This is a genomic window from Aeromonas sp. 9A (genome assembly GCF_963900955.1).
Taxonomy (GTDB): Bacteria; Pseudomonadota; Gammaproteobacteria; order Enterobacterales; family Aeromonadaceae; genus Aeromonas; species Aeromonas salmonicida.
In genome coordinates this window covers 1,056,904-1,083,785 of sequence record NZ_CAWRFG010000001.1, presented here as the reverse complement: position 1 = coordinate 1,083,785, position 26,882 = coordinate 1,056,904, and the positions used below count along the sequence as shown (strand labels likewise).

27 protein-coding genes are annotated in these 26,882 nt (G+C 59.9%); 7 read left to right on the top strand and 20 right to left on the bottom strand.

The annotated features are described in order from the left end of the window. The first annotated feature begins 118 nt into the window (after nucleotides 1-118). Entirely contained in the window at nucleotides 119-1,909 is a 1,791-nt protein-coding gene (locus AACX78_RS05360) for an AMP-dependent synthetase/ligase (protein ID WP_159165600.1), read from the top strand. Nucleotides 1,910-1,991: 82 nt separating this feature from the next. Here the strand turns inward: AACX78_RS05360 and AACX78_RS05355 are convergent, their stop codons facing one another. From AACX78_RS05355 to AACX78_RS05335, 5 genes are all read right to left on the bottom strand, one after another. Beyond that, nucleotides 1,992-3,206 carry an aldose 1-epimerase family protein gene (locus tag AACX78_RS05355; RefSeq protein ID WP_159165599.1) on the bottom strand — a complete coding sequence of 405 codons (1,215 nt, stop codon included), beginning with the start codon at nucleotides 3,204-3,206 and terminating at the stop codon, nucleotides 1,992-1,994. Between the two features lie 281 nt (nucleotides 3,207-3,487). Then, nucleotides 3,488-5,086, bottom strand: coding sequence for a glutamate--cysteine ligase (gene gshA, locus AACX78_RS05350; RefSeq protein ID WP_159165598.1), 1,599 nt, complete (start codon nucleotides 5,084-5,086; stop codon nucleotides 3,488-3,490). 59 nt (nucleotides 5,087-5,145) lie between these two features. After that, nucleotides 5,146-7,959 (bottom strand): M16 family metallopeptidase, encoded by a 2,814-nt coding sequence (locus AACX78_RS05345; protein WP_159165597.1) that lies wholly within the window; start codon nucleotides 7,957-7,959, stop codon nucleotides 5,146-5,148. A 26-nt stretch (nucleotides 7,960-7,985) separates the two neighbouring features. Further along, nucleotides 7,986-8,423, bottom strand: a complete 438-nt coding sequence (locus AACX78_RS05340) for a YqaA family protein (protein WP_021138609.1) — start codon at nucleotides 8,421-8,423, stop codon at nucleotides 7,986-7,988. A 68-nt stretch (nucleotides 8,424-8,491) separates the two neighbouring features. Then, nucleotides 8,492-9,490 (bottom strand): NADP-dependent oxidoreductase, encoded by a 999-nt coding sequence (locus AACX78_RS05335; RefSeq protein WP_159165596.1) that lies wholly within the window; start codon nucleotides 9,488-9,490, stop codon nucleotides 8,492-8,494. A 44-nt stretch (nucleotides 9,491-9,534) separates the two neighbouring features. Between AACX78_RS05335 and AACX78_RS05330 the strand changes: the two genes are divergently transcribed. Next, on the top strand, nucleotides 9,535-9,702 hold the full coding sequence (locus AACX78_RS05330; protein WP_162096735.1) for a hypothetical protein: 168 nt from the start codon (nucleotides 9,535-9,537) through the stop codon (nucleotides 9,700-9,702). A gap of 52 nt (nucleotides 9,703-9,754) precedes the next feature. Here the strand turns inward: AACX78_RS05330 and AACX78_RS05325 are convergent, their stop codons facing one another. Then, complete coding sequence (locus AACX78_RS05325; RefSeq protein WP_201302787.1) at nucleotides 9,755-10,753, bottom strand: Preprotein translocase subunit SecY; 999 nt, start codon at nucleotides 10,751-10,753, stop codon at nucleotides 9,755-9,757. A gap of 258 nt (nucleotides 10,754-11,011) precedes the next feature. On the opposite strand from AACX78_RS05325, the gene AACX78_RS05320 reads away from it, so the two are divergent. Further along, nucleotides 11,012-11,305: a hypothetical protein gene (locus AACX78_RS05320; protein ID WP_201302786.1), complete on the top strand. Its 294-nt coding sequence runs from the start codon at nucleotides 11,012-11,014 to the stop codon at nucleotides 11,303-11,305. A gap of 19 nt (nucleotides 11,306-11,324) precedes the next feature. Then, nucleotides 11,325-11,687: a hypothetical protein gene (locus AACX78_RS05315; protein WP_201302930.1), complete on the top strand. Its 363-nt coding sequence runs from the start codon at nucleotides 11,325-11,327 to the stop codon at nucleotides 11,685-11,687. Nucleotides 11,688-11,738: 51 nt separating this feature from the next. Here the strand turns inward: AACX78_RS05315 and AACX78_RS05310 are convergent, their stop codons facing one another. The 4 genes from AACX78_RS05310 to rpsF form a co-directional block, all read right to left on the bottom strand. Next, nucleotides 11,739-12,482, bottom strand: a complete 744-nt coding sequence (locus AACX78_RS05310; RefSeq protein WP_113720925.1) for a ferredoxin--NADP reductase — start codon at nucleotides 12,480-12,482, stop codon at nucleotides 11,739-11,741. Nucleotides 12,483-12,582: 100 nt separating this feature from the next. Further along, nucleotides 12,583-13,029: a 50S ribosomal protein L9 gene (gene rplI, locus AACX78_RS05305; RefSeq protein WP_005313386.1), complete on the bottom strand. Its 447-nt coding sequence runs from the start codon at nucleotides 13,027-13,029 to the stop codon at nucleotides 12,583-12,585. 49 nt (nucleotides 13,030-13,078) lie between these two features. Further along, the gene (rpsR, locus tag AACX78_RS05300) at nucleotides 13,079-13,309 is read right to left on the bottom strand and encodes a 30S ribosomal protein S18 (RefSeq protein WP_005313392.1); all 231 of its coding nucleotides are present in this window, start codon (nucleotides 13,307-13,309) and stop codon (nucleotides 13,079-13,081) included. Between the two features lie 30 nt (nucleotides 13,310-13,339). Next, complete coding sequence (gene rpsF / locus AACX78_RS05295) at nucleotides 13,340-13,729, bottom strand: 30S ribosomal protein S6 (protein ID WP_005313395.1); 390 nt, start codon at nucleotides 13,727-13,729, stop codon at nucleotides 13,340-13,342. A 237-nt stretch (nucleotides 13,730-13,966) separates the two neighbouring features. Here rpsF and AACX78_RS05290 point away from each other — a divergent pair, with 237 nt between their 5' ends. Both AACX78_RS05290 and AACX78_RS05285 read left to right on the top strand, forming a co-directional pair. Further along, nucleotides 13,967-15,190 carry an Nramp family divalent metal transporter gene (locus AACX78_RS05290; RefSeq protein WP_021138602.1) on the top strand — a complete coding sequence of 408 codons (1,224 nt, stop codon included), beginning with the start codon at nucleotides 13,967-13,969 and terminating at the stop codon, nucleotides 15,188-15,190. A gap of 107 nt (nucleotides 15,191-15,297) precedes the next feature. Then, nucleotides 15,298-16,146, top strand: a complete 849-nt coding sequence (locus AACX78_RS05285) for a hypothetical protein (RefSeq protein ID WP_159165595.1) — start codon at nucleotides 15,298-15,300, stop codon at nucleotides 16,144-16,146. Between the two features lie 45 nt (nucleotides 16,147-16,191). On the opposite strand, the gene AACX78_RS05280 is transcribed toward AACX78_RS05285, so the two are convergent. The 6 genes from AACX78_RS05280 to rnr all read right to left on the bottom strand — a co-directional run bounded on the left by AACX78_RS05280 (nucleotide 16,192) and on the right by rnr (nucleotide 22,464). Continuing rightward, nucleotides 16,192-17,028, bottom strand: coding sequence for a DMT family transporter (locus tag AACX78_RS05280; protein WP_159165594.1), 837 nt, complete (start codon nucleotides 17,026-17,028; stop codon nucleotides 16,192-16,194). A 137-nt stretch (nucleotides 17,029-17,165) separates the two neighbouring features. Next, the gene (locus AACX78_RS05275) at nucleotides 17,166-18,026 is read right to left on the bottom strand and encodes a DMT family transporter (protein ID WP_021138599.1); all 861 of its coding nucleotides are present in this window, start codon (nucleotides 18,024-18,026) and stop codon (nucleotides 17,166-17,168) included. A gap of 217 nt (nucleotides 18,027-18,243) precedes the next feature. Next, nucleotides 18,244-18,693, bottom strand: a complete 450-nt coding sequence (locus AACX78_RS05270; protein ID WP_005313409.1) for a GNAT family N-acetyltransferase — start codon at nucleotides 18,691-18,693, stop codon at nucleotides 18,244-18,246. Nucleotides 18,694-18,748: 55 nt separating this feature from the next. Beyond that, nucleotides 18,749-19,315, bottom strand: coding sequence for a Crp/Fnr family transcriptional regulator (locus AACX78_RS05265; RefSeq protein WP_059111720.1), 567 nt, complete (start codon nucleotides 19,313-19,315; stop codon nucleotides 18,749-18,751). Nucleotides 19,316-19,324: 9 nt separating this feature from the next. Then, nucleotides 19,325-20,074 carry a 23S rRNA (guanosine(2251)-2'-O)-methyltransferase RlmB gene (gene rlmB, locus AACX78_RS05260; RefSeq protein WP_159165593.1) on the bottom strand — a complete coding sequence of 250 codons (750 nt, stop codon included), beginning with the start codon at nucleotides 20,072-20,074 and terminating at the stop codon, nucleotides 19,325-19,327. Continuing rightward, a complete protein-coding gene (rnr, locus tag AACX78_RS05255) occupies nucleotides 20,071-22,464 on the bottom strand; it encodes a ribonuclease R (RefSeq protein WP_021138596.1) in 2,394 nt (797 codons plus the stop codon). The genes rlmB and rnr overlap by 4 nt, the downstream gene beginning before the upstream one ends. A gap of 134 nt (nucleotides 22,465-22,598) precedes the next feature. Here rnr and AACX78_RS05250 point away from each other — a divergent pair, with 134 nt between their 5' ends. After that, nucleotides 22,599-23,621 (top strand): GGDEF domain-containing protein, encoded by a 1,023-nt coding sequence (locus AACX78_RS05250; RefSeq protein WP_201302785.1) that lies wholly within the window; start codon nucleotides 22,599-22,601, stop codon nucleotides 23,619-23,621. Nucleotides 23,622-23,682: 61 nt separating this feature from the next. Here the strand turns inward: AACX78_RS05250 and luxS are convergent, their stop codons facing one another. From luxS to AACX78_RS05230, 4 genes are all read right to left on the bottom strand, one after another. Further along, nucleotides 23,683-24,192 carry an S-ribosylhomocysteine lyase gene (gene luxS, locus AACX78_RS05245; protein WP_159165591.1) on the bottom strand — a complete coding sequence of 170 codons (510 nt, stop codon included), beginning with the start codon at nucleotides 24,190-24,192 and terminating at the stop codon, nucleotides 23,683-23,685. Between the two features lie 18 nt (nucleotides 24,193-24,210). After that, on the bottom strand, nucleotides 24,211-24,804 hold the full coding sequence (locus AACX78_RS05240; protein WP_005313426.1) for a transglycosylase SLT domain-containing protein: 594 nt from the start codon (nucleotides 24,802-24,804) through the stop codon (nucleotides 24,211-24,213). Between the two features lie 61 nt (nucleotides 24,805-24,865). Beyond that, complete coding sequence (glnB, locus tag AACX78_RS05235) at nucleotides 24,866-25,204, bottom strand: nitrogen regulatory protein P-II (protein WP_005313429.1); 339 nt, start codon at nucleotides 25,202-25,204, stop codon at nucleotides 24,866-24,868. 9 nt (nucleotides 25,205-25,213) lie between these two features. Continuing rightward, nucleotides 25,214-26,836 (bottom strand): NAD+ synthase, encoded by a 1,623-nt coding sequence (locus AACX78_RS05230; protein WP_159165589.1) that lies wholly within the window; start codon nucleotides 26,834-26,836, stop codon nucleotides 25,214-25,216. Nucleotides 26,837-26,882 lie beyond the last annotated feature (46 nt).

Genomic DNA, 26,882 nt, shown 5'->3' with positions numbered 1-26,882 from the left:
ACTTTGTGATCCAGAACAAACAGCGAACACTTGTAAGCTGTAATGTTGGAGTTTAAACTCTAGCGCGAATTTTAGTGCCCTCGCGGGCGTACAACTGTTACTTGAGGATGTTTGACTGATGCCGAAACTCCATCTGGTTCGACTGATGCGTGAACGTATTGCCCGGCTTGGCAACAAGGCCGCCCTGCGCGTACAACAGGATGGCCAGTGGCGCGCCATCGGCTGGCGTACCCTGGGACAGGCCATGGACTACTGTGCCCAGGCGCTGATCCGCGCCGGCCACCAGCCAACCGAAATGGTCGGTCTCTACGCTCGCAATATGCCGGAGTGGACCCAGGCAGATCTCGGCATCCTCGCCGCCCGCGGCGTCAGCGTGCCCATCTACCCCACCAGCACCCTTGAGCAACTCAGGTACATAGTGCGCGATGCCAGTATCGGCCTACTGTTCGTGGGTGAGCAGCCCCAGTTCGATCAGGCGCTGACCTTGTTGAATGATGGCGAGATCCGCCAGATTGTCGCCCTCGATGGCAAGGTCAATCTGCGCGGCTGCGCCCAGGCCAGCCACTTTCAGGAATTTCTCGCTTCCGGCAACCATCAGGCCAGCGAGCAGGAGCTGCAGGTGCGGGAAAGCCAGTACCGGATGGATGACCTGCTGACCCTGATCTACACCTCGGGCACCACTGGCGAACCCAAGGGGGTCATGCTCGATTTTGCCAACATCGCCGCCTGTTTCGAGATGCACAACAATCGCCTCGACCTCAACGAGCAGGATGTGTCGCTCTGCATGCTGCCGCTGAGCCATGTGTTCGAACGCGCCTGGACCTACTATGTGCTCTACTGCGGCGCCGAGAACGTCTACATTCGCGACCCGCAGAAGGTGATGGACGTCATCGGCGAGGTGCAGCCGACCGTGATGTGCGCCGTACCGCGCCTCTACGAGAAGGCCTACGCCATGATCCAGGCCAGGGTTGCCCAGGCGCCGCGCCTGCGCCGCGCCCTGTTTGGCTGGGCCACCCGCGTCGGCAAGCAGATGGTGGCGACCCGTCAGGCGGGCAAATCAGCCTCTCCCCTGCTCTGTGCCCAGCTCGCGCTGGCGGAGCGACTGGTGTTTCGCAAGCTGCGCGCCCGCTTTGGCGGCCATACCCGCTTCCTGCCGGTGGCTGGCGCTCGTCTGGCCGACGACGTGAATCTCTTCTTCCAGGCCATGGGGCTCAACCTCAAGTACGGCTATGGCATGACGGAGACCACAGCTACCGTCTGCTGCTACGAAGATCAACAATTCAAGCTGGGCTCCATCGGCACCGCCCTCAATGGCATCGAAGTGAAGCTGGGGGAGAACAACGAGCTGCTGGTTCGCTCACCGACAGTGATGCGCGGCTACTACAACAAGCCGGAAGCCACTGCCGAGGTGATGACCGCAGATGGCTTTCTCTGTACCGGTGATGCGGGCGAGCTGGACAAGGATGGCAACATCTACTTCACCGAACGGCTGAAGGAGCTGATGAAAACCTCCAACGGCAAATACGTGGCACCGCAACTGGTGGAAGGGACCATCGGCAAGGATCGCTTCATCGAGCAGATCGCCATCGTCGCCGATGCCCGCCACTTCGTCTCGGCGCTGATCGTACCCTGCTTCGAATCGCTGGAAGAGTACGCCCGCTCCATAAACCTGCACTACCAGTGCAAGACGGAGCTGCTGCGCCACTCCCGGGTGATGGAGTTCTTCGATGCCCGCATCCAGGATCTGCAAAAGGAGCTGGCCAAGTTCGAGCAGGTGAAGAAGTTCACCCTGCTGCCGAGCGCCTTCTCCATGGAGCTGGGAGAGATCACCCCCACCATGAAGCTGCGCCGCAAGATCATTGAATCCAAGTACCAAAGCGAGATCGAGGCCATGTACAACCATGTCTGAGTACAACCACGTCTGATCCCGCCCGCCATGAAATCAAAAAGCCGCTCATAGAGCGGCTTTTTGCTGTCTGTCTGACAAGTGATCAGGGCAGTTTGACCAGTGGCAGCTCGCGCATCTCGGTGGGACGGCCCCCCTGGATCTTGTCGACCTCTGCCAGCGCCTGCTTCACCTCATCCCCATTGCGCAGCAGACGATAGGTCAGATCGAAGGTCTTGGTCTCCCCCGGCTGGATCTTGGGCACCAGCCCCAGCGGACGCTGGTACTTGGTACTGTAGGCATAGCTGGTGCCAGGCTCGATACCCGTCACATACCCCTGGGCCCGGGTGTCGGTGTTCTTCCACAGGGTCAGCACGGGCAGCTGGTGGGTATTGTAGGCCACCGCCACACCGGCGCTGCCCTGCCGGTTGTTGAGCACAGCCAGCGTATTGCCATCGGCATCGCTGTAAGGCACCAGGTTGAACACCATCTCGTCGAAACCCTTGGTCGGCCCCAGATAGGTTTGCCAGCTCTTCAGGCCCGCCTTGGCGTAGTCGTTGAACGGGGAGATCTGCTTCACCGGCGTGCTGACTTGCGCCCCCTCTTCCAGGATCGGCGCCCCGAAATTGCTGTGGTAGATGATCTGGTACTCGTTCTCATAATCCGCGTGGTTGGTCAGCTTGTCCTGCAGGGAAAATTCCGCCTGACCGGGCACTACACTCAGCTGGGTCCAGGTAACCAGCTCGCTCATCTTGAAGGTGCGCTCATCCACCCGTCCCAGCACATGAATGGCATAGGGCGGCTCCTCATCTATGGTCACGCTGACCACGGATGCCGGTATGTTCTGCACCCGACCATGCAGGCTCTTGAGTCGGCCGTCATCGTCCACCCCGGGGTGGCCTGTCCACTCGTAACCGCAGCGCACCAGCATCTCATTGAAGCCATCGAGCCAGCCGAGACCGGCGCGGCTCTCCAGATCGATGAAGGCCGGGTTGACCACCTCCTTGACGGGAGAATCCCAGCCGAGGCGCAGATCGGCGCCCTTGACCTCCTTGATCCCCATGCCTCGGGTCGGCACCAGGGTAATTTTCATTACGCCGTTGTCGACGATCAGCAGATCCACCCCCTCCTGCCGTCCGCCGTGCAGCCGCTTCTTCTCGATGGAGAAGGGTACCGGGCTCTTGATCCCCAGCTTGTCGCTGGTGATCTTCCAGTCCCCCACATCCAGCCCCTGCTGGGAGTCGGTCAACAGGAATTCGGCGGCCTGGCCAGAGCTCGCGCCCAGGGCGAGCAGAACGGCAATGGAGAGTTTCTTCAACATGGATTTATCCTCGTGTCTCTTGTTCTTGTGAATGGTTTTCGTGAAAGCTGAATCGTTTCAGTTAGCGAGACGTTAGGCCCCCATCCCACAAGACTCAAGCTGTAAAAGGGCGAAATGTGAGCCGATTGACAATAAAAGCCCCACCCACCCTGCTGAAGTGAAGGCTGACTCACACTTATTTTCGGGTACTTTTTGGACGCGTTGGCGTGCTGGCTGGAATGACAAACCGCGCAATAAAAAGCCGCTCCCGAGAGCGGCTTGCAAACAGAGAAGCAGAGGGATCAGGTCGTGGTCTGACGGATACCGAAGTAGTCGGCCAGGAAGTCGTCGAACGACAGGCTGTCGCTGCGTTCACGCTCGCGCTGCTTGGCCAGGGATTCCCGCGCCTCGGCGGCGAAATAGGCTTGATCCCAGTACTGCAGCTCACCGGCCAGCATCTCTTCCCGGTAGCGGCTCGCCAGCTCGTCGCCGAAGCAGCCGTTGTCCTGGCCGCTCTCCAGCAACTGCTTGAGCAGACGGGCAGAGTAGGTCAGATCCGGGTTGAGCAGCTTCTCCCTGTGCATAGCCAGCGTCTCGCGGTAGCGATTGCGGCCACAGCAGCGGTCCAGCAGCTCGGCCACCTGGGCCAGCTCGTCAAACAGCTGGAGGCCGTACTCCTTGAGGCCGATGGCGTTGCCCTGCTCGTCTTCCAGTTCCAGTCCGGGGCGACGCCCTTCCAGCACTACCTTGTTCTGGTTGCGGCGATTGCGGGCAATCTCCTCGTCCCCCAGCACGGGAGACGGGCGCAGCAGACACCAGACCAAGAAGAGGTCGAAGAAGCGGATCTGATCCGCATCGATACCAAATGGCGTGAAGGGATTCACGTCCACGGTGCGCAGCTCGATATACTCGATGCCACGCTGCTCGAGCGCATCTGAGGGCTTCTCGCCGCTGCGCGGCGTGCGCTTGGGCCGGATCGGGGCGTACAGCTCGTTCTCCAGCTGCAACACATTGTCGTTGAGCTGACGATACTCGCCGTTTACCTTGACCCCAATCTTGGCGAAGTCGGGATCATGGGTGTTGATGGCACGACGCAGGCTGTTCACATAGTCGGGCAGGCTGTCGTGGCTTATCTTCAAGCCTGCCTGGGCGCTGTTGGTGTAACCAAGGTCGGACAGGCGCAGGGCCGTGGCATAGGGTAGATAGAGGGTGCCCTTGCCGGTTTTCTGGAACGGCAGGCTGCTCTTGCGCCCCTTGAGGAAAGAGTCGCAGATGGCCGGCGAGGCGCCAAACAGATAGGGCACCAGCCAGCCGAAGCGGTAGACGTTGCGAATAAGCCCCATGTACTTGTCGGAGATGAAGCGCTGGCTGCAGCAGCCCTCGCCCACCAGATCCTGCCACTCGCACCAGAAGCTGTCCGGCATGGAGAAGTTGAAGTGTACCCCGGCAATCACCTGCATCAGGCTGCCGTAACGGTTCTTCAGCCCCTGCCGGTAGAGGGTCTTCATCCGCCCTATGTTGGAGCTGCCGTACTGGGCCAGCCGTATGCTCTCCTCGTCGCCGACGAAGCAGGGCATGGAAAGCGGCCAGATCCGCTCATCACCGAGATGGTGGATGGCGTGACGATGAATGTCGCCCAACTGCTCCATCAGGCTGTCGATGGAGTCGGTCGCCGGTGTGATGAACTCCAGCAGGCTCTCGGAGTAGTCGGTAGTGATGTTGGCGTGGGTCAGCGCAGAACCCAGACTACTGGGATGATCCGTCTGGGAGAGAGTCCCTTGCGGGGTAATGCGCAGACATTCACGTTCGATCCCGCGCCGGATCCCCTTGAGGGCCGTCAGCCGATCAGGCGAACCCAGGGCGGTCAACAACTCGGTGAGTGACAAGCTAGTCGTAGTCATATTCACGGCTCATGTGTGGCCGCCCCTCAGGGGGGCGACACTATATTTATGAAACGCCCTCAGGGCAGCTGCAACGGATAGATGGGAAGATGAAGCTCCTTCAGGGGTTTTTCAAGCTTTTGCTTGTCACCCACCACCACAATCACCATGTCAGCCGGATCGAGCCAACGGGCGGCACTGGCTTTGAGCACCTCGGGTGACACCGTTTTGATCAGCTGGTTCTGGGCCTGCACATAGTCCGGCTTCAGGTCATACATGATCATCTGCAGCAGGAAACCGGCCTTCTGACCGAGGGTTTCGTAGGAGAGGGCATCCTGCTGGGAGACGGCACTGCGCATATAGGCCAGCTCCACCGGCGTCGGGCCGCTCTTGCGGTAGTTGTCCATCTCCTTGAGGAACTGACGGATGGCATCCACGGTCGCATCGGCCCGCACATTGGCGCCGGTGGCGAAGGTACCCACCTCGCGATTGGCGGAGAAGCCCGAGCTGGCGCCATAGGTGTAGCCCTTGTCTTCCCGCAGATTGAGGTTGATACGGCTGTTGAAGTTGCCACCCAGGTTGAAGTTCATCAGCCCGGCGGTGAAGTAATCCCCCGTGGTATCAAACGGCATGGCGCGACGGCCAATGCGGATCACCGACTGGGGAGCCCCGGGCTTGTCAACCAGATAGATACCCGGCTTGGCCTGCTCGCCCTCGGGCTTGAGGCTGCCAAGGGTTGGCGCTGCCCCCTTCCACTGGGTCAGGAAGCCAAGTTGCTCCTCCACCTGCTGCTGGGCTACGTCACCCACCACCACCACCTTGGCGTTGGTTGGGTTGTAGTAGTTCTGATAGAAGCGCTTCACATCCGCCAAAGTCAGCTTCTCGACATCGGCCAGCACACCGTCGCCCGGTTGACCGAGGCGGTTCTCCTTGCCATAGACCAGCTCACGGAAAGCCTGGCCTGCCAGCCACTCGGGCTGCTGCTGGCTCTGCTTCATGCCTTGCAGCATCTGCGCCTTGACCCGCTCGAAGTCAGCTTCCCGCATGCCGGGACGCTCGAATACCTCGCGTACCAGACCCAGGGTCTGGGGCAGCTTGTCGGTCAGGCTGCTGATGGTGACCAGGTTGCTGTACTGGGCACTGGAGACGCTGACGCTGGAACCGAGCTTTTGCAGCTCGTCGCTGAGCTGGGCCTCGGTCAGGCGCACCGAGCCCTGACCCAGCATGCTGGCGGTGAGGCTGGCGAGTCCAAGCTCTCCCTTGCCCTCGGCACGGATGCCACCCGGCAGGGCGATCATGATGGAGACAGCCGGGATCTCGTCACTCTGGGTACCTATGATCTCGATGTTCTTGTCTAGCTTGCCGTGCCAGATGGCAGGTACCTTGACGCTGACCGCCTCGCTCGCCTTGGGCTGCACGCTGCGATCGAAGTTGTCCTTGACCGGACGCAGCGCCAGCGGTTCGTCGTGCTGGCTGTAATCCGGCAACACCCGCTTGGCAGGGGTGAAGTTCGGCTTGGCCACCTGCCAATCCGTCTTGCCCTTGGGCACGACGCTCAGCACGACCGCCGGCTTGCCCAGGATGAACTTGTCGTAGGCCGCCTTGACCTGCTCAGGTGTCACCTTGCCGATGGCATCCAGGCTCTTGAACACATAGTTGGGGTCCTGGGCAAACACCTGGCCCATGGCGAGCTGGCTCACCTTGCCGGAGACGCTGTCCAGACCCCAGATGGCGGAGGCACGGTAGCTGCTGATGGCCTTTTCCAGGTCCTCCGGTTTGAGCCCGCGACCGGCAAACTCGCCGATCACCTTGTCCACTTCCCCCTTGAGGGTCTTGAGGCTGCCATCTACCGTAGGGTTGGGATAGGCATAGACGGTCAGGGTGCAGGCCAGCTCCTCGCAGTAGTGGGAAGCGCCCACGTCGATGGCCTTGCCGGTTTTCACCAGCGACTGATAGAGCATGGAGCTGGCGGAGCCGCCGAGCACGTCGGCAAACATGTCCAGCGCCGGCTCCTGCGGATCTCCGAGCGACACGGTCGGATAGCTGATATAGAGCAGCGGCAGGTGAACCTTGTCTTCCAGCGTCACGTAGCGGGTCTCTGGCAGGGTCACGGGGGCCGGGGTCGGCTCTGCCACGTCAGGGCCACGGGGAATGGAGCCAAAGTATTGCTCAATCCAGGCCAGCGCCTGCTTGGTATCGAAGTCGCCACCCAGGGTCAGGGTGGCATTGTTGGGGCCGTACCAGCGCAGGAAGAACTGCTTGAGGTCATCTACCCCGACCCGGTCCAGATCCTCCACATAACCAATGGGCTGCCAGGAGTAGGGATGGGTGCGCGGATAGAGCGCCTCCCCCACTTTCTCACTCACCAGACCGTAGGGTTGGTTGTCGATGCGCTGGGCCCGCTCGTTCTTGACGGTGGCGCGCTGGATCTCGAACTTCTTCTGGCTGACCGCATCGAGCAGGAAGCCCATGCGATCCGCCTCAAGCCAGAGCACCTTTTCCAGCTGATTGGCCGGCACAGTCTCGAAATAGTTGGTTCTGTCCTTGTTGGTGGTGCCGTTCATGTCGCCACCGGCCTCGTTGATGATCCGCATATGCTCCTGATCACCGACGTGCTTCGAGCCCTGGAACATCATGTGTTCGAAGAAATGGGCGAAGCCGGATTTGCCCACCTGTTCACGGGCCGAGCCCACGTGATAGGTCACATCCAGGTGTACCAGGGGATCGGACTTGTCGGGCGCCAGGATCACGGTCAGACCGTTGTCCAGCTTGTACATCTGATAAGGAATACCGAGCTTGCCCTCTTCCTTGACCTGCTCCGACACCAGGGTAGGTGCCGCGAGCGCCGGCAGGGTGAAGCCCAGAAGAATGCTGAATGGAATGAGTTTGTTCACGGTTACCTCGTGAGTGAAGAAAAGGGCTAGAAAATGTGACTGGCCAGCAGAAAAATCAGGGCATAACGCAACAATTTGCCGAGCCCGATCAGGATGAGAGAGCGCCAGAAGGAGAGGCGCAGCCAACCGGCCAGCAGACAGAGACCATCGCCGACCACGGGTGTCCAGGCCAGCAGCAGACACCAATGACCATGTTGTTTGAGCCAGCCGAGGGCTTTTTGTTCCCCACGGCCTTGAAAATCTTCCGGTTTTTTCTTGAAGGTGGCGAGCCAGCCAAGCCACCAGGTGGTCATGGAGCCGAGGGTATTGCCCAGCGTCGCCCACAGCAGCAGGCTGGTCATGCTCCACTGCCCCTTGGCGGCCATGGCCCCCAGCAAGACCTCCGAGCTGCCAGGCAGCAGGGTAGCGGAGGTGAAGGCGCTCAAAAACAGCCAGCCCAGCCCCATCTCCATCAGGTCATTCATGGGGGATCACCATAGGCAGCAAACTGACGACGCTGGGTGACCCAGTCGACCATCGGGCACGGCCGCCATCATGACCTTCCTATGAGGTCGTGCTCGGCCGCAGGCATGCGCAGCAGCAGCTTGCCACGAACGTGGCCCTCCTCGATGGCCTGATGGGCCAGCCCGCCGTCTGCCAGTGCAAACTCGGCAGAGACGGTCACCTGCACCTGCCCCTGACGCAGCAGGATCAGTATCTTGGCCAGTTGCTCGCGGTCGGGGTGCACCAGCATGCCAAGCACCTCAACGCCAGATCCCGCCGCCAAGTCCTTGATCTGCTGGGCCGTGATGGTGGGTACAGTCACCAGTTTGCCACCGGGCTTGACACAGGCCAGCGCCGCCTTGCCGCTCTCGCCCCCCATCAGATCCAGCACCAGATCAACCTGACCGGTGTGGTCCACGATCTGGGCAACCCAGTCAGGGTCGTGATAATCCACCATCTGACTGGCTCCCAGACTATGGAGGAAACTGTGATTGTCGCGGCCGGCCGTTGCCACCACCTCGGCACCATCGGCAGCAGCAAACTGCACCGCCAGATGGCCCACGCCGCCCGCACCGGCCAGGATCAGCACTCGCTGTCCCGGCTTGAGGCCACCGTGCTCAAACAACCCTTGCCAGGCGGTGAGGCCCGCCAGCGGCAAGGCAGCCCCTTGCCCCAGGGGCACGCCATCGAGCTTGATCAGCTCCCCCTCACTCGCCACGACGGATTCGGCATAGGCGCCCCCCGCCAGCGGAAAACCCACCATGCCGCACACTAGATCACCCTCTACCAGTGACGTGACGCCAGGGCCGACTTTCTCTATCACGCCCGCCACATCATAGCCGGGTGTCCAGGGCAACTTGTCCTTGTTTTCGGCCGCCGCCCAGCCAAGGCCGGCGCGGGTCTTGGCATCGATGGGATTGACGCCCGCAAAGCAGATGCGCACCCGGACCTCCCCTTCTGCAGGCACCTTATCGAGGGAAGGGTTGAGCTTGAGTACCGAGGGGTCGCCGAATGCGGTAATCTGTAGCTGCGTCATTGCACAATCCATCCTGTTGATTGATCAAGGGTCAACAGAATAACAGCGAGGACACCATGGCTCGAATGTTTCTTATTCCTCTGTTGCTGGCTCTGGGGTGGTGGGCCTTGCTGCTCTACTTCCGTATCCCGCTCAAACAGGGGGCCAAGGGGTTTTACTGGATCATCGGCATAGGTGGCGGTATCGCAGGCTTTCTCAGCCTGATGATGGTGCTGACTCACTAGCCAGGCGCAGCTCACGTCGCAAAAGAAGGGCCACCCAGAGGTGGCCCTGATGTCAACCGGCTTGCGAGCTGAGGTGGTAGTGACGGTTGCTGCCCTGCCCCAGCACCCCCTCCGCCAGCAGATGCTGAAATACCCTGTCCACCTCCTCCAGCGACAGCGAAAGGGCCTGCGCCACCGAGCGCTTGCTGCACTTTAGCTCGCCGCTCTCCAGCACTGAGCGTACCTGGGCCACCACAGCCGGCTCGGGTTCCGGCTTGCTCGCCACCATGGGTACTGTGGCCGCCAATTCAGCCTGCCGCGCGGCGGCCTGTTCCCGCGCCTGCTGCCAATGCCACATGCGGCGAAAGCGGTTCTCCTCGCCAATCAGGCTGACGAAGAAGGCGCCGAATACATCCAGCAGCACGGAGAGGAAGCAAACCAGCAGAAACTGTACCTGGCTGAGGCTCATGCCCACCCCGTCCGCCAGGCTGCTCATCAGCCCCAGCATGGAGGATTGCTCGTTGACCGGCTTGGCGTCACGCTCCTGGCGCAACTCATCCTGCTGCAACCTGAGCTTGGTGTTGGCCTGCTGCAAGCCGCTGACGCCGCTGGAGATCCGCGCCATCTCTATGTACTTGCGCGCCGCCTCCTCGTTGAGCTGGATCTGGCGCTCTATGCTGGCGATTTGCTCGTCGAAACGGGCCAGCTCCCGCTCGTGTCGCGCCTGCTGACTCAGCACAGTGTTGGTGGCACTGTTGATGCCACCTATGCTGCCGCCGATGGAGATGGCCGCCAGCACGCTGTAGAACAGCAGCGACCAGAAGGCACCGCCGAGATCCCGCCGCGCCTTGCACTCGCCATATTCGTACCAGACATAAAACTTGCCCAGCTCGAAGATGATGGCCAGGCCGCCGAACAGCCACTTCATCAACGGGTTGTCATCGATGGAGAGAAACAGCAGCAGGGAGAAGACGATGGAGGCCAGAATGGCCAACCCGGTAAAACTGTACACCGTGGTCAGTGCGAACCACCCCTTGGGGTAGCGCAATACGGCAGCAGCCTGTGTGGTCATAATGAAGAGGGGATGCCGTGCAGGAAAAGTTGGCTGCCGATTATAGTCGCCGGACTCACAGAGAGAAGGGCAAACTCTTGAATTCCTTCAGATAGAGAACCAGCTGCCCAGAGTGCGACCAAATCGAACAAATCGGCAACAGAGACGCGCTACAATCGCTCCTCTGACTTAATCCCGTTATGCGGTTATATGCGGTTCCGCCCAGGTTCAGCCCGGCAGAGCTACACTGATCCGCTACTGTCACTACCCGAGGCCATCATGAACAAAACGACCACTATGCTGCTGTCCCTACTGCTGGTCAGCGGTGCCCCCGCTGCGCAACAATCACAGGATAATGGCGGTTCAACCTTCTCCGTTGATGAGCTGTCATTCAATCTGGACTGGGACGACAAGCAGTTCAACTGGTCGCAAACTGACTGCCTTGATCTTGAAACCGGGGGCGCTCTCCCTGCCGATTGCAACAAGGTAAGGCTCAATCTGGACGATCAGGAAAACCGCAACCAGCCCCCCAGCACCAACGAGATGCCGGCCAACCAGCAGAGTGGCCAGTAACAATGGGAGTATTCTTGCCATAAATCCATGCAAGCGCTACCCCACGATTAACCGCAGCGCACTGCTGCTCTCCCTGCTCGTAGTGCAGGGCACCGCTCTTGCTGCGCCCCCCTCCAAAGGAGGCGACGGCATCAACATCTCCGGCAATGACATCAAGATCGATCTCGACTGGGATGACAAAGAGTACGACTGGTGGCAGAACCACTGCCTTGATCTCGATATTGGCGATGGCCGCATCAAACTCAACTGCGACAAGATGGATGGCAAGTACCGGGATCACTACAACCGCAGCATCCACAGCGGCAATAACCCGGGACAAGGTCACGACAAACACAAGGACAAGAGCAACGGCAACGGCAACGGCAACGGCAAGAAAAACTGACCGTCCCTTTCCTCAATACAGCAGGGGCTTCTGGCCCCAGTGCTCATTTCGTTACCAGTAATTCTCCGCACTGATGTTGCCGGGGGCTCGCCGCAGGTTCTTGGCCAGCCCGAGTTCCAGCAAGGTCTGCTGGGTCTCCTTCACCATGGCTGGATTGCCACAGATAAGCACCTGGCTCTGCTCGGGTGAAAATGCGAGCCCGACTCGCGCCTGCAGTCGCCCGTCGGCGATGGCAGCCGGGATCCTGCCAGCCATTGCCCCTGGCCACCCTTCGCGACTGACGAAGGGGACATAATGGAAGCGCGCCCCGTGCTGCTCGGCAAAGCTGGCGATCAGCCCCTGGTAGCTAAGCTCTTCTCCTCTTCTCACCCCATGCACCAGCACCAGGTTCTCGAAGCGCTCAAACGCCTCGCCGTCCGCCAGCATGGAGAGGAAGGGGCCTATGGCAGTGCCGGTGGAGAGCAACCAGAGATCACGGCCGGACGGCACCTCGTCAAGGATCAGAAAGCCGGTCGCCTGGGATTGCACCAGCAGGGTGTCGCCCTCTTGCAGAGAGCCAAGAGATGGCGTCAGCTCACCGTCAGGGATCTCGACCAGATAGAATTCGTGATAGGGGGCTGAGGGGGGATTGACGAAGGAATAGGCGCGCTGGATGCGGCGCTCGCCCTGCGCGAGGGCCAGTTTGGTAAATTGTCCTGCCTTGTAGGGGGCAAGCTCTGCCGCCACGCGCAGGGAAAACAGGGTTGGGGTCCATTCGATGCGCTCGATGACCCGACCTTCGACCCATGCTGCCATAGGGATCTCCTCAAGAGGAACAGAGCTTCACTCTACCCTTTGATCCCAAAATAAAAAACCCGCGCAAATGCGCGGGTTTTTTTGCAACAGCGAATCGCTATTACAGGGCAACAACCTGAACTTGTACGGTTGCTTTGACGTCAGCGTGCAGCTGAACAACAACTTCGTACTCGCCGGTGTTACGCAGAACGTTGCCCATGCGGACCTCGCTCTTGGCAACAGCAACGCCGGCAGCAGTGATGGCATCAGCCACGTCACGGGTACCGATGGAACCGAACAGCTTGCCTTCGTCGCCAGCTTTGGAGGCGATAACAACAGCAGCCAGTTCACCCAGCTTGGCAGCGCGCTCTTCAGCGGCAGCTTTACCGGCAGCCAGCTTGGCTTCCAGTTCAGCACGGCGAGCATCGAAAGTCTCGATGTTGGCCTTGGTAGCCATAACGGCTTTGCCTTGCGGGATCAGATAGTTACGGGCGTAGCCAGCTTTAACAGCGACTTGATCACCCAGACCGCCCAGTTTGGCGATTTTGTCGAGCAGGATAACTTGCATTACCTTTCCTCTATGGAAGTTGAGTTAGGCTTAAGTGCCGGGCCGATTCTTACTTGTTGTGCAGATCGGTGTACGGCAGCAGAGCCAGGTAACGAGCACGCTTGATGGCGCGTGCCAGCTGACGCTGATACTTGGCGCGGGTACCGGTGATACGGCTCGGTACGATCTTGCCAGATTCAGTGACGTAGTTTTTCAGAGTAACGATATCTTTGTAATCGATCTCGGTAACGTTCTCGGCAGTGAAGCGGCAGAACTTACGACGACGGAAATAACGTGCCATGGCCTTTATCCTCTATTCAGTGATCCAGAATTACTCTTCGGAAGACGCTGCTTCAACAGTATCTTCGCGGCGCTCGTCGTCACGACGGACGAAGCGCTCTTCCTTGGCCTTGGCCATCGGAGAAACTTCAGTCACGGCGTGCTTGGTGCGCATGATCATGTTGCGGATAACGGCATCGTTGAAACGGAAGTTGGTTTCCAGTTCATCGATAACGGCTTGCTCTGCTTCCACGTTCATCAGAACGTAGTGAGCTTTGTGCAGCTTGTCGATCGGGTAAGCCAGTTGACGACGGCCCCAATCTTCCATGCGATGGATAGTACCACCCGCGGTGGTGATAGCACCGGTGTAACGCTCGATCATACCGGGTACTTGCTCGCTCTGGTCCGGATGAACCATGAAGACGATTTCGTAATGACGCATTTTAGCTCCTTACGGATTAATTCAGCCTCCGCCCAGGTGCAGCCAGACCTCGGAGGCAAGGAACGTATGGTGTGTTTAGACGCTGCTTTCTAGGGCGGCGTATTGTACGAAATCACATCCCTCACTGCAACTGGCCGCCGCAGATGTTTTTATCTATGGGTATGATACAAAACATCAATTGATAACAATTATCATTTAGATCTATTCTATCTCCATAATTTTATGGAGGGTGTTTCCATGCAACCCGCGCTGACCACGGCCATTCCGGCCCGCAAATTCAAGCTTACCCTGCTCGGGCCCGCCTTTATCGCCGCCATCGGCTATATCGATCCGGGCAACTTCGCCACCAATATCCAGGCAGGCTCGACCTTCGGTTATCAGCTGCTGTGGGTGGTGGTGTGGGCCAATCTGATGGCCATGCTGGTGCAGACCCTCTCCGCCAAGCTCGGCATCGTTACCGGCAAGAACCTGGCGGAACACATACGCGACAGGCTGCCCAAACCGGCAGTCTGGGCCTACTGGGTACAGGCGGAGATCATCGCCATGGCGACCGATCTGGCCGAATTCATCGGCGCAGCGGTCGGCTTCAAGCTGCTGCTCGGCGTCACCCTGCTGGAAGGCGCCGGCATAACGGCCGTGGTGACCTGGGGCATTCTCATGCTGCAGAGCCGCGGCCAGAAGCCACTTGAGTTCGTGGTTGGCGGCCTGCTGCTGTTCGTGGCGGCGGCCTATATCGTCGAGCTGGTGTTCTCCCGCCCCCATCTGCCGAGCCTGCTGGAAGGGGCCCTCTTCCCCGGCCTGCCCAACAGCGACGCCGTCTATCTGGCCGCTGGCGTGTTGGGTGCAACCGTGATGCCCCATGTCATCTATCTGCACTCGGCGCTGACCCAGCACACCCAGGATCAGGGCACAGTGCCTCAGCGGCTTCACACCACACGAGTAGACGTAGCCATTGCCATGACCATAGCCGGCTTCGTCAACCTGGCCATGATGGCGATGGCGGCCGCCGCCTTTCACAGTTCTGGCAACCAGCAGGTGGCCGAACTCGAATCTGCCTACCAGACTCTCACTCCCTTGCTCGGGCAAGCCGCCGCCACTCTGTTCGGCCTGTCCCTGGTGGCCTCGGGTATCTCCTCCACAGTGGTCGGGACCCTGGCAGGACAAGTAGTAATGCAGGGTTTCGTGCGTTTCACCATACCGCTCTGGCTACGCCGTGCCATCACAATGGCTCCCGCCTTCGTGGTGATCGCCATGGGGCTCAATACCACCGAGATCCTGGTGCTGAGCCAGGTGGTGCTCAGTTTTGGTATAGCGCTGGCACTCATTCCGCTGCTGATCCTGACCGGCGATCGGGCGCTGATGGGAGAGTATCGCAACCATCCGGTGACTCAGGCTGTCGGTCGCCTTATCGTCGCACTGGTGATCGGCCTCAACGCCTACCTGCTGGTCGCCATGATCTAGCGCTCACGACCCGTTGCTCAGGCCGGCTCATTAACCCAGGTTAATGAGCCGGCCTGCGCTTTGGCGTATGCTGCTCTCTTTTCATCTGCGATTAGCGGGAGCCATCCATGGAACATACCCGAGCCAGCTTCGTGCTGGGCCATCATCATGAACCGGCCAGCGTGGTCTTCTGCCAGAGCGGCGACACCAGCCTGCTGGTCACCGATCTCACCCCCTTTCATCCGCAAAGCCACCTCTGGCCCGATCAACCGGGGGATGTGGGCACGGTTTGCTGGGATGGCGGTGACGCCAGTGTCGGCCCCTGCCGGATGGGCGCGATCAGCCCGGAGGGCGAATTGTTCGTGGACAAGGATATACCAGTCAAGCGGGGCGCCGAAGGGTGGGCCTTCGTGGTGGTGCATCCCCTGGCAGGCCATCACACTCTGGCCGTAGGCTCCCGGGTTGAACTGAAGGTGGATGCCGTTGCCCGCCACTCCTTAAGCCTGGGTCACAGCGGCTGCCATCTGGCGGCGCTGGCCCTCAATCGGATGCTGACCCCCTACTGGCGCAAGGAGGTGAGCGAGCGCGATGCACTCGATCAGCCCGACTTTGACCGCCTCGCCATTCAAACCTCGCGGGTCGAGCCCATGGGCTCCCGGGAGCAGTACCGCATCGGCAAGAGTCTGCGCAAGAAGGGGGTCAATAGTGACGCTTTGTTGGCGGAACTGGCGCAGATAGAGACCAGCGTAAACCAGCAGCTGGCCGACTGGCTGGCGGCCGATGGCGAGATCCGCCGCAGCCGTGCTGGCGAGGCCATCATAGACTCGCGCTACTGGCACTGCATGCTTGAAGGTAAAGAGGTGACCATTCCCTGCGGCGGCACCCATGTGGCCACACTGGCCGAGCTGGGCAAGGTGCGGGTACAGCTCGCCCCCTGCGAGGAGGGCTTTACCCTGACGACTCTGGTCACCCCTTGAGCCAACCATCAGGCCGGGCGGCGCCCGGTCTGATGCAGCCAGGGATCAGGCAAGACGGATCAACAAGATACCGCAGAGGATCACCAAGGCGGCGCACAGTCGTACCCGCCCCAGTGTCTCCCCCAGCCAGCACCAGGAGAGCAGCACGGCAAACAGCACGCTGCTCTCGCGCAGCGCCGCCACCAGCCCGATGGGCGCCTGGGTCATGGCCCAGATGACGATGCCGTAGGCAAGCAGGGAGAGGGCGCCGCCGAGCGCTCCGGTACGCCACGCCGCAAGATCAAGCGCGCGCCAGGCGGTGCGACTCTGCCAGCGCATCAGCAGTGGCATCATCAGCGCAGTCAGGGCAAACAGCCAGAGGGTGTAACGCAGCGGTGCACCGGCCGAGCGGGCACCCGCCCCGTCCGAGAGGGTGTAGGCTGCGGTAAACAGCGCCGTGATCAGCACGGCGCTCAGGGCCCCAGACGCCAGTTTGATGCCGCCGCGCCAGGCCATCAGCAGCACACCGCTCACCAGCACCAGAGCGCCCGCCACCGCCAGCACTCCCGGCACTTCCCCCAATAACAAAGCCCCGAACAGCAAAGTCACCAAGGGCGCACTGCCACGCGCCAACGGGTAGATCTGGCCGAATTCCCCCAGCCGATAGGCCCGACCGAGAAACAGACAATAGCCACAATGCAGCAGGATGGAGAGCGCCAGCCAGGGGTATTCGGCAGGCACAGGCAGCCCGACCAGCGGCAAGAAAGGGGCGGCAAATAACCCGGAACAGAGGGAGACAAGAAGCACGCTGACACGCCCCTCGGCCTGGCGTTTGGCCAGCGCATTCCAGAGGGCGTGCAGGAGCGCGGCCAGCAAGATGGCCGCAAAGATGGTTGGCGTCATGACAGGGTTCCGATAATCACAAGCCGCCAAGCCTAACCGATTTCCTGTGCGGCAACCGAGACAGGCTTCATAAGCTGCCCATATGATAAACCGGCCATCCGCCGGTTTATCATATATATGGAGTCAAGTTGACTGGGCTAGCGCAAACGCCGCTGCCAATGGATGGCCAGCAAGATAAAACTCACCCCGACCCAGAGGTTCCAGGCCGGGATCTCGCCAAACAGCCAGATTCCCATCAGTACCACAAACATCAGGCCTGAGTATTCGGTTGCCGCAATACGGTTGGCCTCCACCTGCCGATAGGCGTAGATGCAGCTGGCATGATAGAGCAGTTGCATCACGCCGCTGCCGCCGATCAGTGCCAGCAGATGCCAGTCCACAGGTTGCCATTGATTCACCGCCAACCCAGCCGTCAATGGCAGCGCCAGCAAGTTTGCCCAGAACAGGGTCGCCACCACAGAGATCCCCGCTGGCAGCTTGCGGCCGGTGACATTGAACAGCGCCAGAGTGAAGGCGGTCACCAGCGCGCCCAGACCCGCCAGATGAAAATCCCCCGGCTTGAGCACGAACACGACGCCAAGCAGCCCCATGCCCCCCAGCAGCCAGACCCGGGAATTGATCTTCTCCTTGAGCAGCCAGGCCGCCAGCGGCAATGTCAGCAAGGGTGAGACATAGAAGATGGCGTTGGCCGTGGCCAGCGGCAGCTGGGTCAGCGCCAGCATCATGCCGCCGCCACCGAGCAGGCAGAGGTGACCACGCAGCAGGTGCCATTTCCAGGCACCCAGTCCCCAGGCCGATCTCGGCACTCTCAGCATAAAGGGCAGCAGCACCAGCAGGGTCAGCAGCTGGCGCAGGAACATGTATTGGAAGGGGCTGAAACCGGGGCCGATCAGCTTGACCAGCACATCGGAGAAGGCCTGGGCCAGATTGCCCAGTACCAGAGTGATGATGGCGAAGGTTTGCAGGTCCAGAGCGAACCGCTTGCGCAACAACTCCATCAGCGACAGCCACTCGAGTGACGAACGCAGATAAAATGGCTCAACGGCTTAATTGCTGAATCTTGTTTTGTATTAATGGGATAAAAAACCATTTTTAAACCTATCCATCAACGGTTGCCGATTAATCACTCAAAGGGTACCCAGTAATATGGCGTCGAGCACCCGTTTTCTTTACTACCTCAAGACATAATAATTTCATTGTTATGCTTTAAAGGTATTAAGACGAGGTCATGCCAATGTGGGGAATGTCATCTTCCAGATAGGGTTCACCCACGGCGGTGAAGCCATGGCGACCATAAAAACCCTGCAGATGGGCCTGGGCTCCCAGATAGATGCTGACCCCGGGCCACAATTGTTCGCACTCCACCAACGCCTGCTGCATCAGTCGATGACCGAGACCGTCGCCTCTGGCCTCCGGCGATGTCACCACCCGGCCGATCACCACCTGACTCGCCTTGGCGACACCAGGTGCCATCAGTCTGGCGTACGCCACCAGCACGCCATCCTGCCAGCCGAGCAGGTGCTGCACGTCGGGACGCTTGTCGACGCCATCCAGATCGAGGAAGACGCAAGTCTGCTCCACCACGAAAACGCGGGATCTCAGCACGAGCAATTCATAAAGCTCATTGACGTCGAGTTGTTCAAAAGATTTGAGGGACCAGTTCATGGGAACTCCTTGCTCATCGAGAAAAGCAGCATAGCCAGCCGCGCGGGCGCAGGCATTAACCTTTGTTAAGATCCTTCAGCCGCTTGCGAATGCGGCTCAGGCTGATGGGAGTGATGCCCAGATAAGCGGCGATCTGGTGATCCGGCACCCTGGCATCCAGCGCGGGGAAACATTGCAGGAAGTGTTGATAACGGGCCTGGGGGCTCTCGGTCAACAGCAGCAACTCTTTCTCTTCCTTGATACGCAACTGCACCGCCAGCAAGTGGTGATACCAAGCGGACCAGCAAGGGAGCTGACGCAAATCCCTCAGGTTGAAGAGTTGCAGGCGGCATGGCTCCAGCGCCTCCACACTGTAGCGGGCGGGTTCACCACTGAGCAGATGGTGGAAGTCGATAAACTCATCCCCCTCCCAATAGAACTCCTTGATGTACTCGCGGCCATCCGCCAGCACCACCTTGGCTCGCAGCAGCCCCTGCTCCACCTTGACCAGCAGATCGGGCTTGTCACCGGCATGCCAGAGGCAAGTACGAGGGCTCAGGGTCAAAGGCCGGGCAAAAGAGAGGAGGCGCGCGGCCTCCTGCTCATTTGTGACCTGATCCCGACTGAACGGGGGTCTGTCCATCCCGTTCCCTTAAGCGCGACGCTGACGCACGGCTTCGAACAGACAGACACCGGTCGCCACCGAGACGTTGAGACTGGATACAGCCCCCGCCATCGGAATGCTGACCAGCTCGTCGCAGTGTTCGCGAGTCAGGCGGCGCATGCCCTTGCCTTCGGCGCCCATGACCAGCGCCATGGGGCCGGTCAGCTTGGCCTGATAGACATCGTGATCCGCCTCACCGGTAGTACCGACGATCCAGACTCCGCGATCCTTCAACTCCCGCAGGCTGCGGGCCAGATTGGTGACCTGGATAAGCGGCACCACTTCGGCGGCGCCACAGGCAACCTTGCGCACCACCGAGGTCAGGCCGCTGGCCTTATCACGCGGCACTATCACCGCATGGACTCCGGCCGCATCGGCACTGCGCAGGCAGGCGCCAAGGTTGTGCGGATCTGTCACCCCGTCCAGCACCAGCAGGAAGGGTTGAGCCTTTTGCTCGGCCAGGTTGTCCAGCAAGCTGGCCAGATCGTGCTCGGCCAGCTTGGGCGCCTCTATCACCTTGGCCATGATGCCCTGGTGATTGTTACCTTCCGCTTTGTCATCAAGGGTCTTGCGGTTCACGCTCTGCACCTTGAGGCCGAGAGATTCCATCTCGGCCAACAGGGGGTGCAGCCGGTCGTCATCCCGGCCCTTGAGGGCCCACACTTCGATGAAACGCTCCGGGGTGCGCTCAAGCAGCGCGGATACAGCGTGAATGCCGTAGATCAGTTCAGTACTCATTTAGTGCTCTTGGCCTTATCGTGAGCCTTTTTGCTCGGTCGTCTGTTGCTGGGCTTGGCACGGCCACCCTTGTCGGATTTGCCGATATTCTTGCCCTCTTTGCGTTTCTCGTGGCGCTGGGCGCTCTTGGCTTTCTCGCTCTTGATCTCGGCCTGCTTGCGCGCCATCTCTTTGGCGTTCTTGCCGGTGGCCTGGAGCGGCTCTTCCACCATCACGAAGTCGATCTTGCGATCGTCCAGGTTCACGCCCATCACCTTGACGCGTACCTTGTCACCCAGACGGTAGCGACGGCGGAAGTTCTCGCCGATCAGCTGCATGTGCAGGGGATCAAACTGGTAGTAGTCGTTGGTCAGGGTGCTGACGTGGACCAGACCGTCGATGTGGATTTCCGCCAGACGGACGAAGAAACCAAAGCCGGTGACGCTGGCGATGACGCCGTCAAACTCGTCACCCACGTGATCCAGCATGTACTCGCACTTGAGCCAGTCGGCCACGTCGCGGGTCGCATCGTCGGCACGGCGCTCGGTCATGGAGCAGTGCTCGCCCATGGGGTCCACTTCTTCCAGCTGGTAGTGATAACCACCGCTCGGGGTCCACTTGTGGCGCAGGTTGGGCTGCTGCTCCTTGGCCGCCTGATACTTGATGGCACGGTGCAGGATAAGGTCGGGGTAACGACGGATCGGCGAGGTGAAGTGGGCATATGACTTCAATGCCAGACCGAAGTGGCCGATATTGTCTGCCTGATAAACAGCCTGACGCATGGAGCGCAGCAGCATGGTGGAGAGCAGCTCGGCATCCGGGCGCCCTTCAAACTTGGCGGCCAGCTCGGCAAAATCTTTCGGCTCGGGCTCGAGGCCGCCCTTGAGCTCCAGACCCAGTTCGGCCAGGAAATCACGGAAACCGGTCAGGCGCTCTTCACCCGGACGGTCGTGCACCCGGAACAGCGCTGAGGCTTCGTTCTTCTCTATGTAACGGGCCGCAGCCACGTTCGCCTGGATCATGCACTCTTCGATGATCTTGTGGGCGTCGTTGCGCACCAGCGGCACTATCTGGTCGATCTTGCGCTGGGCGTTGAAGATGAAGCGGGTCTCTTCGCTCTCGAACTCCACCGCACCACGCTGGTGACGGGCGTGCTTGAGCGCCTTGTAGAGGTTGTTGAGCTCTTCGATGTGGCCCACCAGCGGGTCATATTGCTGACGCAGCTTGGGATCCCCATCCAGAATGGCCGCGACCTTGCTGTAGGTCATGCGGGCATGGGAGTTCATCACGGCTTCGTAGAACTTGTAACCGGACATGCGACCGGCGGCGGAGATAGTCATCTCGCACACCATGCAGAGACGGTCGACCTGCGGGTTCAGGGAACACAGACCGTTGGAGAGCACCTCCGGCAGCATGGGCACCACGAACTCGGGGAAATAGACGGAGTTGCCGCGCTGATAGGCTTCAGCATCCAGTGCAGTGCCGGGCTTCACATAGGCAGAAACATCCGCAATGGCAACCCACAGACGCCAGCCGCCACCGCGCTTGGCTTCACAGAAGACGGCGTCATCGAAGTCGCGGGCATCTTCCCCATCGATGGTTACCAGCGGCAGGGCGCGCAGATCGATACGACCCTCTTTGGCCTTTTCCGGCACCTGTTCGCCGAGACCGGCAACCTCTTTGGTCACCTCTTCCGGCCAGGTATGCGGGATACCGTGGGTACGCAGGGCGATTTCAATCTCCATGCCCGGCGCCATGTTCTCGCCCAGCACGTCCAGCACTGTACCGACCGCGTTGATGCGGGAGTTGGCGCGCTGGTTGATGCGCACCACCACGACCTGGCTCTGGCGAGCGCCCTTGTTTTCACCTTCCGGGATTATGATGTCCTGGCCGATGCGGCTGTCATCCGGCACCACGAAACCCACGCCATTTTCGACGAAGTAACGGCCGACGATATCCGCTTCACGAGACTTGAGCAGACGCACCAGCCGCGCTTCCTGACGACCCTTGCGATCGATCTCGGTCGGTTGCACCAGCGCATAGTCGCCATGCATCAGGCGCTGCATCTCGCGGTTGTTCAAATAAAGATCCGGTCCACCACCTTCCGGGCGCAGAAAACCGAAACCATCTTTGTGGCCGAGTACATACCCTTTTACCAGATTCAGACGATCCGGCAGGGCGTAACATTGGTTGCGAGTGAATACCAGTTGCCCATCGCGCTCCATGGCGCGCAGACGACGGCGCAAAGCTTCCAACGGCTCTTCGTCGGTCAGCTTTAGGGCCTTGGCCAACTCCTCACGGGTCATGGGTTTTTCATGACCCTTGATGAGCTCCAGCAGCATCTCGCGACTGGCGATGGGGTTTTCGTATTTTTCGGCCTCGCGTTGGAGGAAAGGATCTTTTTGAGACATAAGCAGGCCTTAGGGTAGGTAGTAACGCAGACATTATATCGAAGGGGGGAGCTAATGGCATCCATCGACTGCCTTTTGGCCAATCTCTCTGTCATACTATGCAAAGTTTGCAGGCATGATGAGACACGGAACTCATGAGCAAGGACTCGTTCGCGCAATCCGCCGCCTATCTTAAGCAGGCGGTTCCACTGATGATCAAGTATCAAATTCCCACGACGCCGGATAACTATACCCTTTGGTATAACTACGTGTCGGCCAGCATGCCAGAGCTCAATCAGGCCATCGATCAGGCGATCAAGCTGCAGGGCACCTGCTCACTCACCACCTGCGAGCGGCTCTATCATCAGCACCTCGCCGCCCAGGATGAGCAACAGATGGAGGCCATGAAACTCAGTCTGGCCGCCATGGCCAACGAGCTCGGCCACACCATGCAAGACGCCATTTCCGACACAGGCATGTTTCAGGAGATGCTCGACAAGAGCTTCGATCGACTGAGTCTCATCGACGATGAAGGGCTTAGCCTTGACGACACCATGGGCATCTTGCGGGATCTGGTACGCGAATCGCGAGATGTGCGCATGTCGACCATGCACTTTCGCAATCAGCTCAGCAATGCAGAGAAAGAGATCAAAGAGCTACGTGAGGCACTGAACGAAACCCGCAAGCTGGCCAACGAGGATGCCCTCACCTCCCTGCTCAATCGCCGCGCCTTCGATCTGGAGATCGATGGCTTGATCCGCAGCAAGCAGCCCTTCTCCCTCATTCTGTCGGACATCGACCGCTTCAAGAATTTCAACGATGAATATGGTCACCTGCTTGGGGATCAGGTACTGCGTGCCTTCAGCAAGCGGCTGCGGGAAACGTGCAAGGAGGGCGTCACCGCCTATCGGCTCGGTGGTGAGGAGTTCGCCCTGCTGGTGCCCATGCGCAACCTGGCCCTGAGCCGCCAGATGGCCGAGAGTCTGCGCCGTGCCATAGAGAAGATGTCCATCCTGGATCGCAAGTCCGGCCGCCGCATCGACCACATCACAGCCTCGTTCGGAGTGGGTGAGTACAATGGTCAGGAAACAGGCGATGCGCTGGTCGAGCGCACCGACAAACTGCTCTACAAGGCAAAAGAGCTGGGTCGCAACCGGGTCATGCCCTTGCCGTCCTGAATCCTCCAGACAACAAAAGGCCGGTCAATGACCGGCCTTTTTCATTTTTGCCATGCACAACCTAGAGGCTTTTCAGCTTCTCTTCCGGCAGTGCCAGCTCGTCGTTGTGGTTGACGCCGATACCACGCGCCAGCACGTTACGAGCGATCTCATGGGCTTCCTCCAGCGAATGCATGCTGAAGGTGCCGCACTGATATTCGTTCAGCTCCGGGATCTTGGCCTGCTCCTGCACGGCCAACACATCGCTCATGGCAGCCTGCCAGGCGGCGCCCACACGGGCTTCGTCCGGTGCGCCAATCAGGCTCATGTAGAAACCGGTACGGCACCCCATGGGGGAGATGTCGATGATCTCCACACCATTGCCGTTCAGGTGATCACGCATGAAACCGGCAAAGAGGTGCTCGAGGGTGTGAATGCCGCGTTCGGAGAGGATCTCCTGGTTCGGCACACAGAAACGCAGATCGAACACGGTTATGGTGTCCTTGCTCGGGGTCTGCATAGTCTTGGCCACGCGCACTGCAGGCGCTTCCATACGTGTGTGGTCAACGGTAAAACTGTCCAATAACGGCATTTCTGACTCCTGATTTGGTTACCAGAACCAGCCCCCGCTGGAGAGCTGATCCTTGCATTGTCGATACTGGGCGCCGTAGCGCTGGGCACGCGCCTCTACCTTGCGGGAGGTCTTCATCAGCCACCCCTTGCTGCGGTAGCTGCCACGCCGGTAGCCACCCCACCCTTCGTGATAGTTGAGATACTGGCCATAGGCATCCCACTTGGAAGTGCCATTCAGCCGCTGGGCCTTGTTAGTGTACCAGCCCATGAAATCGATGGCGTCGGCAAAGTCGTCGCGGCTGCTCCAGCTGTTGCCGGTTTCCCGTTGGTAATCGTCCCAGGTCTCATCTTTCACCTGGGCATAACCATAGGCGGAGCTGGCTCGCCCGGTCGGAATGAAGAGGAAATAGCCCATTGGCGGCTGGGCATCGTGTACGAAGGAGGACTCCTGATACATCATGGCCATCACCACCTGAACAGGTGTACCCCACTTTTCGTTCATCTTGAGCGCCGCCTTGTGCCAGTCGGGCTTTTCCCGAAAGATCTGGCATAGATTTTCCGGCTGGGCCGGCGGGCGGGTACTGCAGGCGGTCAGACCAATCAGCAGGCCCGCCGCCACGAAGAGGCGCATCCATGACATCTGAAGGCTTGTCTCTTCGTTCTCCTGGTCGATACGAGGCACATCCATCACATCAAATCGCGTCTTCGTTCTCTTCGCCGGTACGGATACGAATGACACGCTCCACCTCGCAAACGAAGATCTTGCCGTCACCAATCTTGCCGGTACGGGCCGTGTTCTGGATGGCTTCGATGCAGGCATCCAGATCCTCGTCCTGCACCACCAGCTCCACCTTCACCTTCGGCAGGAAATCCACCATGTACTCGGCACCGCGATAGAGCTCGGTATGCCCCTTCTGACGGCCGAAGCCTTTGACTTCGGATACCGTCATGCCGTTGATGCCGATCTCGGCCAGGGCCTCGCGCACATCGTCCAGCTTGAACGGTTTGATGATGGCTTCAATCTTCTTCATGGTGACTCCTTACCAGTTCTGTTTGCCGAACCCGGATGTGATGGGGTAACGACGATCCTTACCAAAGTTACGGGCCGTAATACGGGGCCCGACGGCAGCCTGACGGCGTTTGTATTCGTTGAGATCCACCAACCGGATCACCTTGCGCACCACCGCTTCCTCGAAGCCTTCTGCCACCATGTCGGCGACAGAGGCATCCTCTTCCACATAGCGCTTGAGGATGGCATCCAGGATATCGTAGGGGGGCAGGCTGTCCTGATCCACCTGATCCGGCGCCAATTCTGCCGAAGGAGGACGGTCGATGACCCGCTGCGGGATCACATAATCGACTGAATTGCGATATTCGCACAGCTTGAAGACCAGGGTCTTGGGTACGTCTTTCAGCACATCAAAACCGCCAGCCATGTCACCATACAGGGTGGCATAGCCCACGGCCATCTCGCTCTTGTTGCCCGTGGTCAGCACTATGCGACGACGCTTGTTTGAGAGCGCCATCAAGAGTACCCCACGGCAGCGTGCCTGCAGGTTCTCTTCTGTCGTATCGCGAGCCGTGCCGGCAAACAGCGGTGCCAGCTGGGTCATAAAGCCTTCAAACATGGGCTCGATGGAGATGATGTCAAACTCGACCCCCATCCGTTCGGCCTGCTCCTTGGCATCCTCCACGCTCATCTGGGCGGTGTAACGGAACGGCATCATCACCGCCTGCACCTTGTCAGCCCCGATGGCGTCAGCAGCGATTGCCAGGGTCAGAGCTGAGTCGATACCACCTGAGAGACCCAATACGGCGCCCTGGAAGCCGTTTTTGGTGATGTAGTCGCGCACCGCCAGCACCAGCGCCTGATAGGTCTCGGCCAATGGCTCGAGCGGGGCGGCCGGTTCACGCTCTTTCACCGGTTGACCATCGGCAAAGCGCACCAAGGCCAGCTCTTCGGCAAAAGGGGCCAGCTTGTGGGTCAGCTCACCCAGGCTGTTGAACACCTTGGAACAGCCATCGAAGATCAGTTCGTCCTGGCCGCACACCTGATTGAGGTAGACCAGCGGCAAACCGGTCTGGCTGCAACGCTCCGTCATCAGTTCACGACGGATCCAGGGTTTCTCCTGATCGTAGGGCGAGGCGTTGATGGTGAGCAGTAGCTCGGCCCCTGCCGCCTTGGCGGCCAGCACCGGGCCCGGTTGCCACAGATCTTCGCAGATGAGCAGTCCCAGCTGATGGCCACGGAAGGGCACCACGCAGGTATCCGTGCCCGCGGTGAAATAGCGCTTCTCGTCAAATACGCCGTAGTTGGGCAGGTCTTGCTTGAAGTAGCGGGCGACCAGCTTGCCCTGCTCATAGAGGGAAGCGGCGTTATAGAGCGCCGCCCCTTCACGCCAGGGATGCCCCACCAGAATGGCGCAGCTGCCCTGCCAGGTCGCGATGCGAGCCAGCGCAACATCGACACGGATCATCAGGTCGCTGCGCAGCAACAGGTCTTCCGGCGGATAGCCGGTCAAGGCGAGCTCGGAGCACACCAGGAGGTCGGCGCCTTGTTGCTCGGCCTGAACGGCCGCAGCCAGCACCTTGTCACAGTTATCTTCGATGGCGCCTACCGTCAGATTCAACTGGGCAAGCATCAGAGAGAGGGCTTTTGCCATGGCGATACATCTTAAAATCGAAAATGATGGGGAATGATAAAGAAAA

Excerpts from the sequence above, each read along its gene's own strand:
- AACX78_RS05335 (WP_159165596.1), bottom strand. The coding sequence starts at position 9,490 with ATGGATTGTGCAATGACGCAGCTACAGATTACCGCATTCGGCGACCCC.
- AACX78_RS05340 (WP_021138609.1), bottom strand. The coding sequence starts at position 8,423 with ATGAATGACCTGATGGAGATGGGGCTGGGCTGGCTGTTTTTGAGCGCC.
- glnB (WP_005313429.1), bottom strand. The coding sequence starts at position 25,204 with ATGAAGAAGATTGAAGCCATCATCAAACCGTTCAAGCTGGACGATGTG.
- AACX78_RS05275 (WP_021138599.1), bottom strand. The coding sequence starts at position 18,026 with ATGGAGTTGTTGCGCAAGCGGTTCGCTCTGGACCTGCAAACCTTCGCC.
- rpsF (WP_005313395.1), bottom strand. The coding sequence starts at position 13,729 with ATGCGTCATTACGAAATCGTCTTCATGGTTCATCCGGACCAGAGCGAG.
- rnr (WP_021138596.1), bottom strand. The coding sequence starts at position 22,464 with ATGTCTCAAAAAGATCCTTTCCTCCAACGCGAGGCCGAAAAATACGAA.
- gshA (WP_159165598.1), bottom strand. The coding sequence starts at position 5,086 with ATGACTACGACTAGCTTGTCACTCACCGAGTTGTTGACCGCCCTGGGT.
- AACX78_RS05265 (WP_059111720.1), bottom strand. The coding sequence starts at position 19,315 with ATGGACAGACCCCCGTTCAGTCGGGATCAGGTCACAAATGAGCAGGAG.
- AACX78_RS05330 (WP_162096735.1), top strand. The coding sequence starts at position 9,535 with ATGGCTCGAATGTTTCTTATTCCTCTGTTGCTGGCTCTGGGGTGGTGG.
- rplI (WP_005313386.1), bottom strand. The coding sequence starts at position 13,029 with ATGCAAGTTATCCTGCTCGACAAAATCGCCAAACTGGGCGGTCTGGGT.
- AACX78_RS05325 (WP_201302787.1), bottom strand. The coding sequence starts at position 10,753 with ATGACCACACAGGCTGCTGCCGTATTGCGCTACCCCAAGGGGTGGTTC.
- AACX78_RS05230 (WP_159165589.1), bottom strand. The coding sequence starts at position 26,836 with ATGGCAAAAGCCCTCTCTCTGATGCTTGCCCAGTTGAATCTGACGGTA.
- AACX78_RS05285 (WP_159165595.1), top strand. The coding sequence starts at position 15,298 with ATGGAACATACCCGAGCCAGCTTCGTGCTGGGCCATCATCATGAACCG.
- rpsR (WP_005313392.1), bottom strand. The coding sequence starts at position 13,309 with ATGGCACGTTATTTCCGTCGTCGTAAGTTCTGCCGCTTCACTGCCGAG.
- AACX78_RS05290 (WP_021138602.1), top strand. The coding sequence starts at position 13,967 with ATGCAACCCGCGCTGACCACGGCCATTCCGGCCCGCAAATTCAAGCTT.
- AACX78_RS05280 (WP_159165594.1), bottom strand. The coding sequence starts at position 17,028 with ATGACGCCAACCATCTTTGCGGCCATCTTGCTGGCCGCGCTCCTGCAC.
- AACX78_RS05240 (WP_005313426.1), bottom strand. The coding sequence starts at position 24,804 with ATGCGCCTCTTCGTGGCGGCGGGCCTGCTGATTGGTCTGACCGCCTGC.
- luxS (WP_159165591.1), bottom strand. The coding sequence starts at position 24,192 with ATGCCGTTATTGGACAGTTTTACCGTTGACCACACACGTATGGAAGCG.
- AACX78_RS05310 (WP_113720925.1), bottom strand. The coding sequence starts at position 12,482 with ATGGCAGCATGGGTCGAAGGTCGGGTCATCGAGCGCATCGAATGGACC.
- AACX78_RS05250 (WP_201302785.1), top strand. The coding sequence starts at position 22,599 with ATGAGCAAGGACTCGTTCGCGCAATCCGCCGCCTATCTTAAGCAGGCG.
- rlmB (WP_159165593.1), bottom strand. The coding sequence starts at position 20,074 with ATGAGTACTGAACTGATCTACGGCATTCACGCTGTATCCGCGCTGCTT.
- AACX78_RS05355 (WP_159165599.1), bottom strand. The coding sequence starts at position 3,206 with ATGTTGAAGAAACTCTCCATTGCCGTTCTGCTCGCCCTGGGCGCGAGC.
- AACX78_RS05360 (WP_159165600.1), top strand. The coding sequence starts at position 119 with ATGCCGAAACTCCATCTGGTTCGACTGATGCGTGAACGTATTGCCCGG.
- AACX78_RS05270 (WP_005313409.1), bottom strand. The coding sequence starts at position 18,693 with ATGAACTGGTCCCTCAAATCTTTTGAACAACTCGACGTCAATGAGCTT.
- AACX78_RS05320 (WP_201302786.1), top strand. The coding sequence starts at position 11,012 with ATGAACAAAACGACCACTATGCTGCTGTCCCTACTGCTGGTCAGCGGT.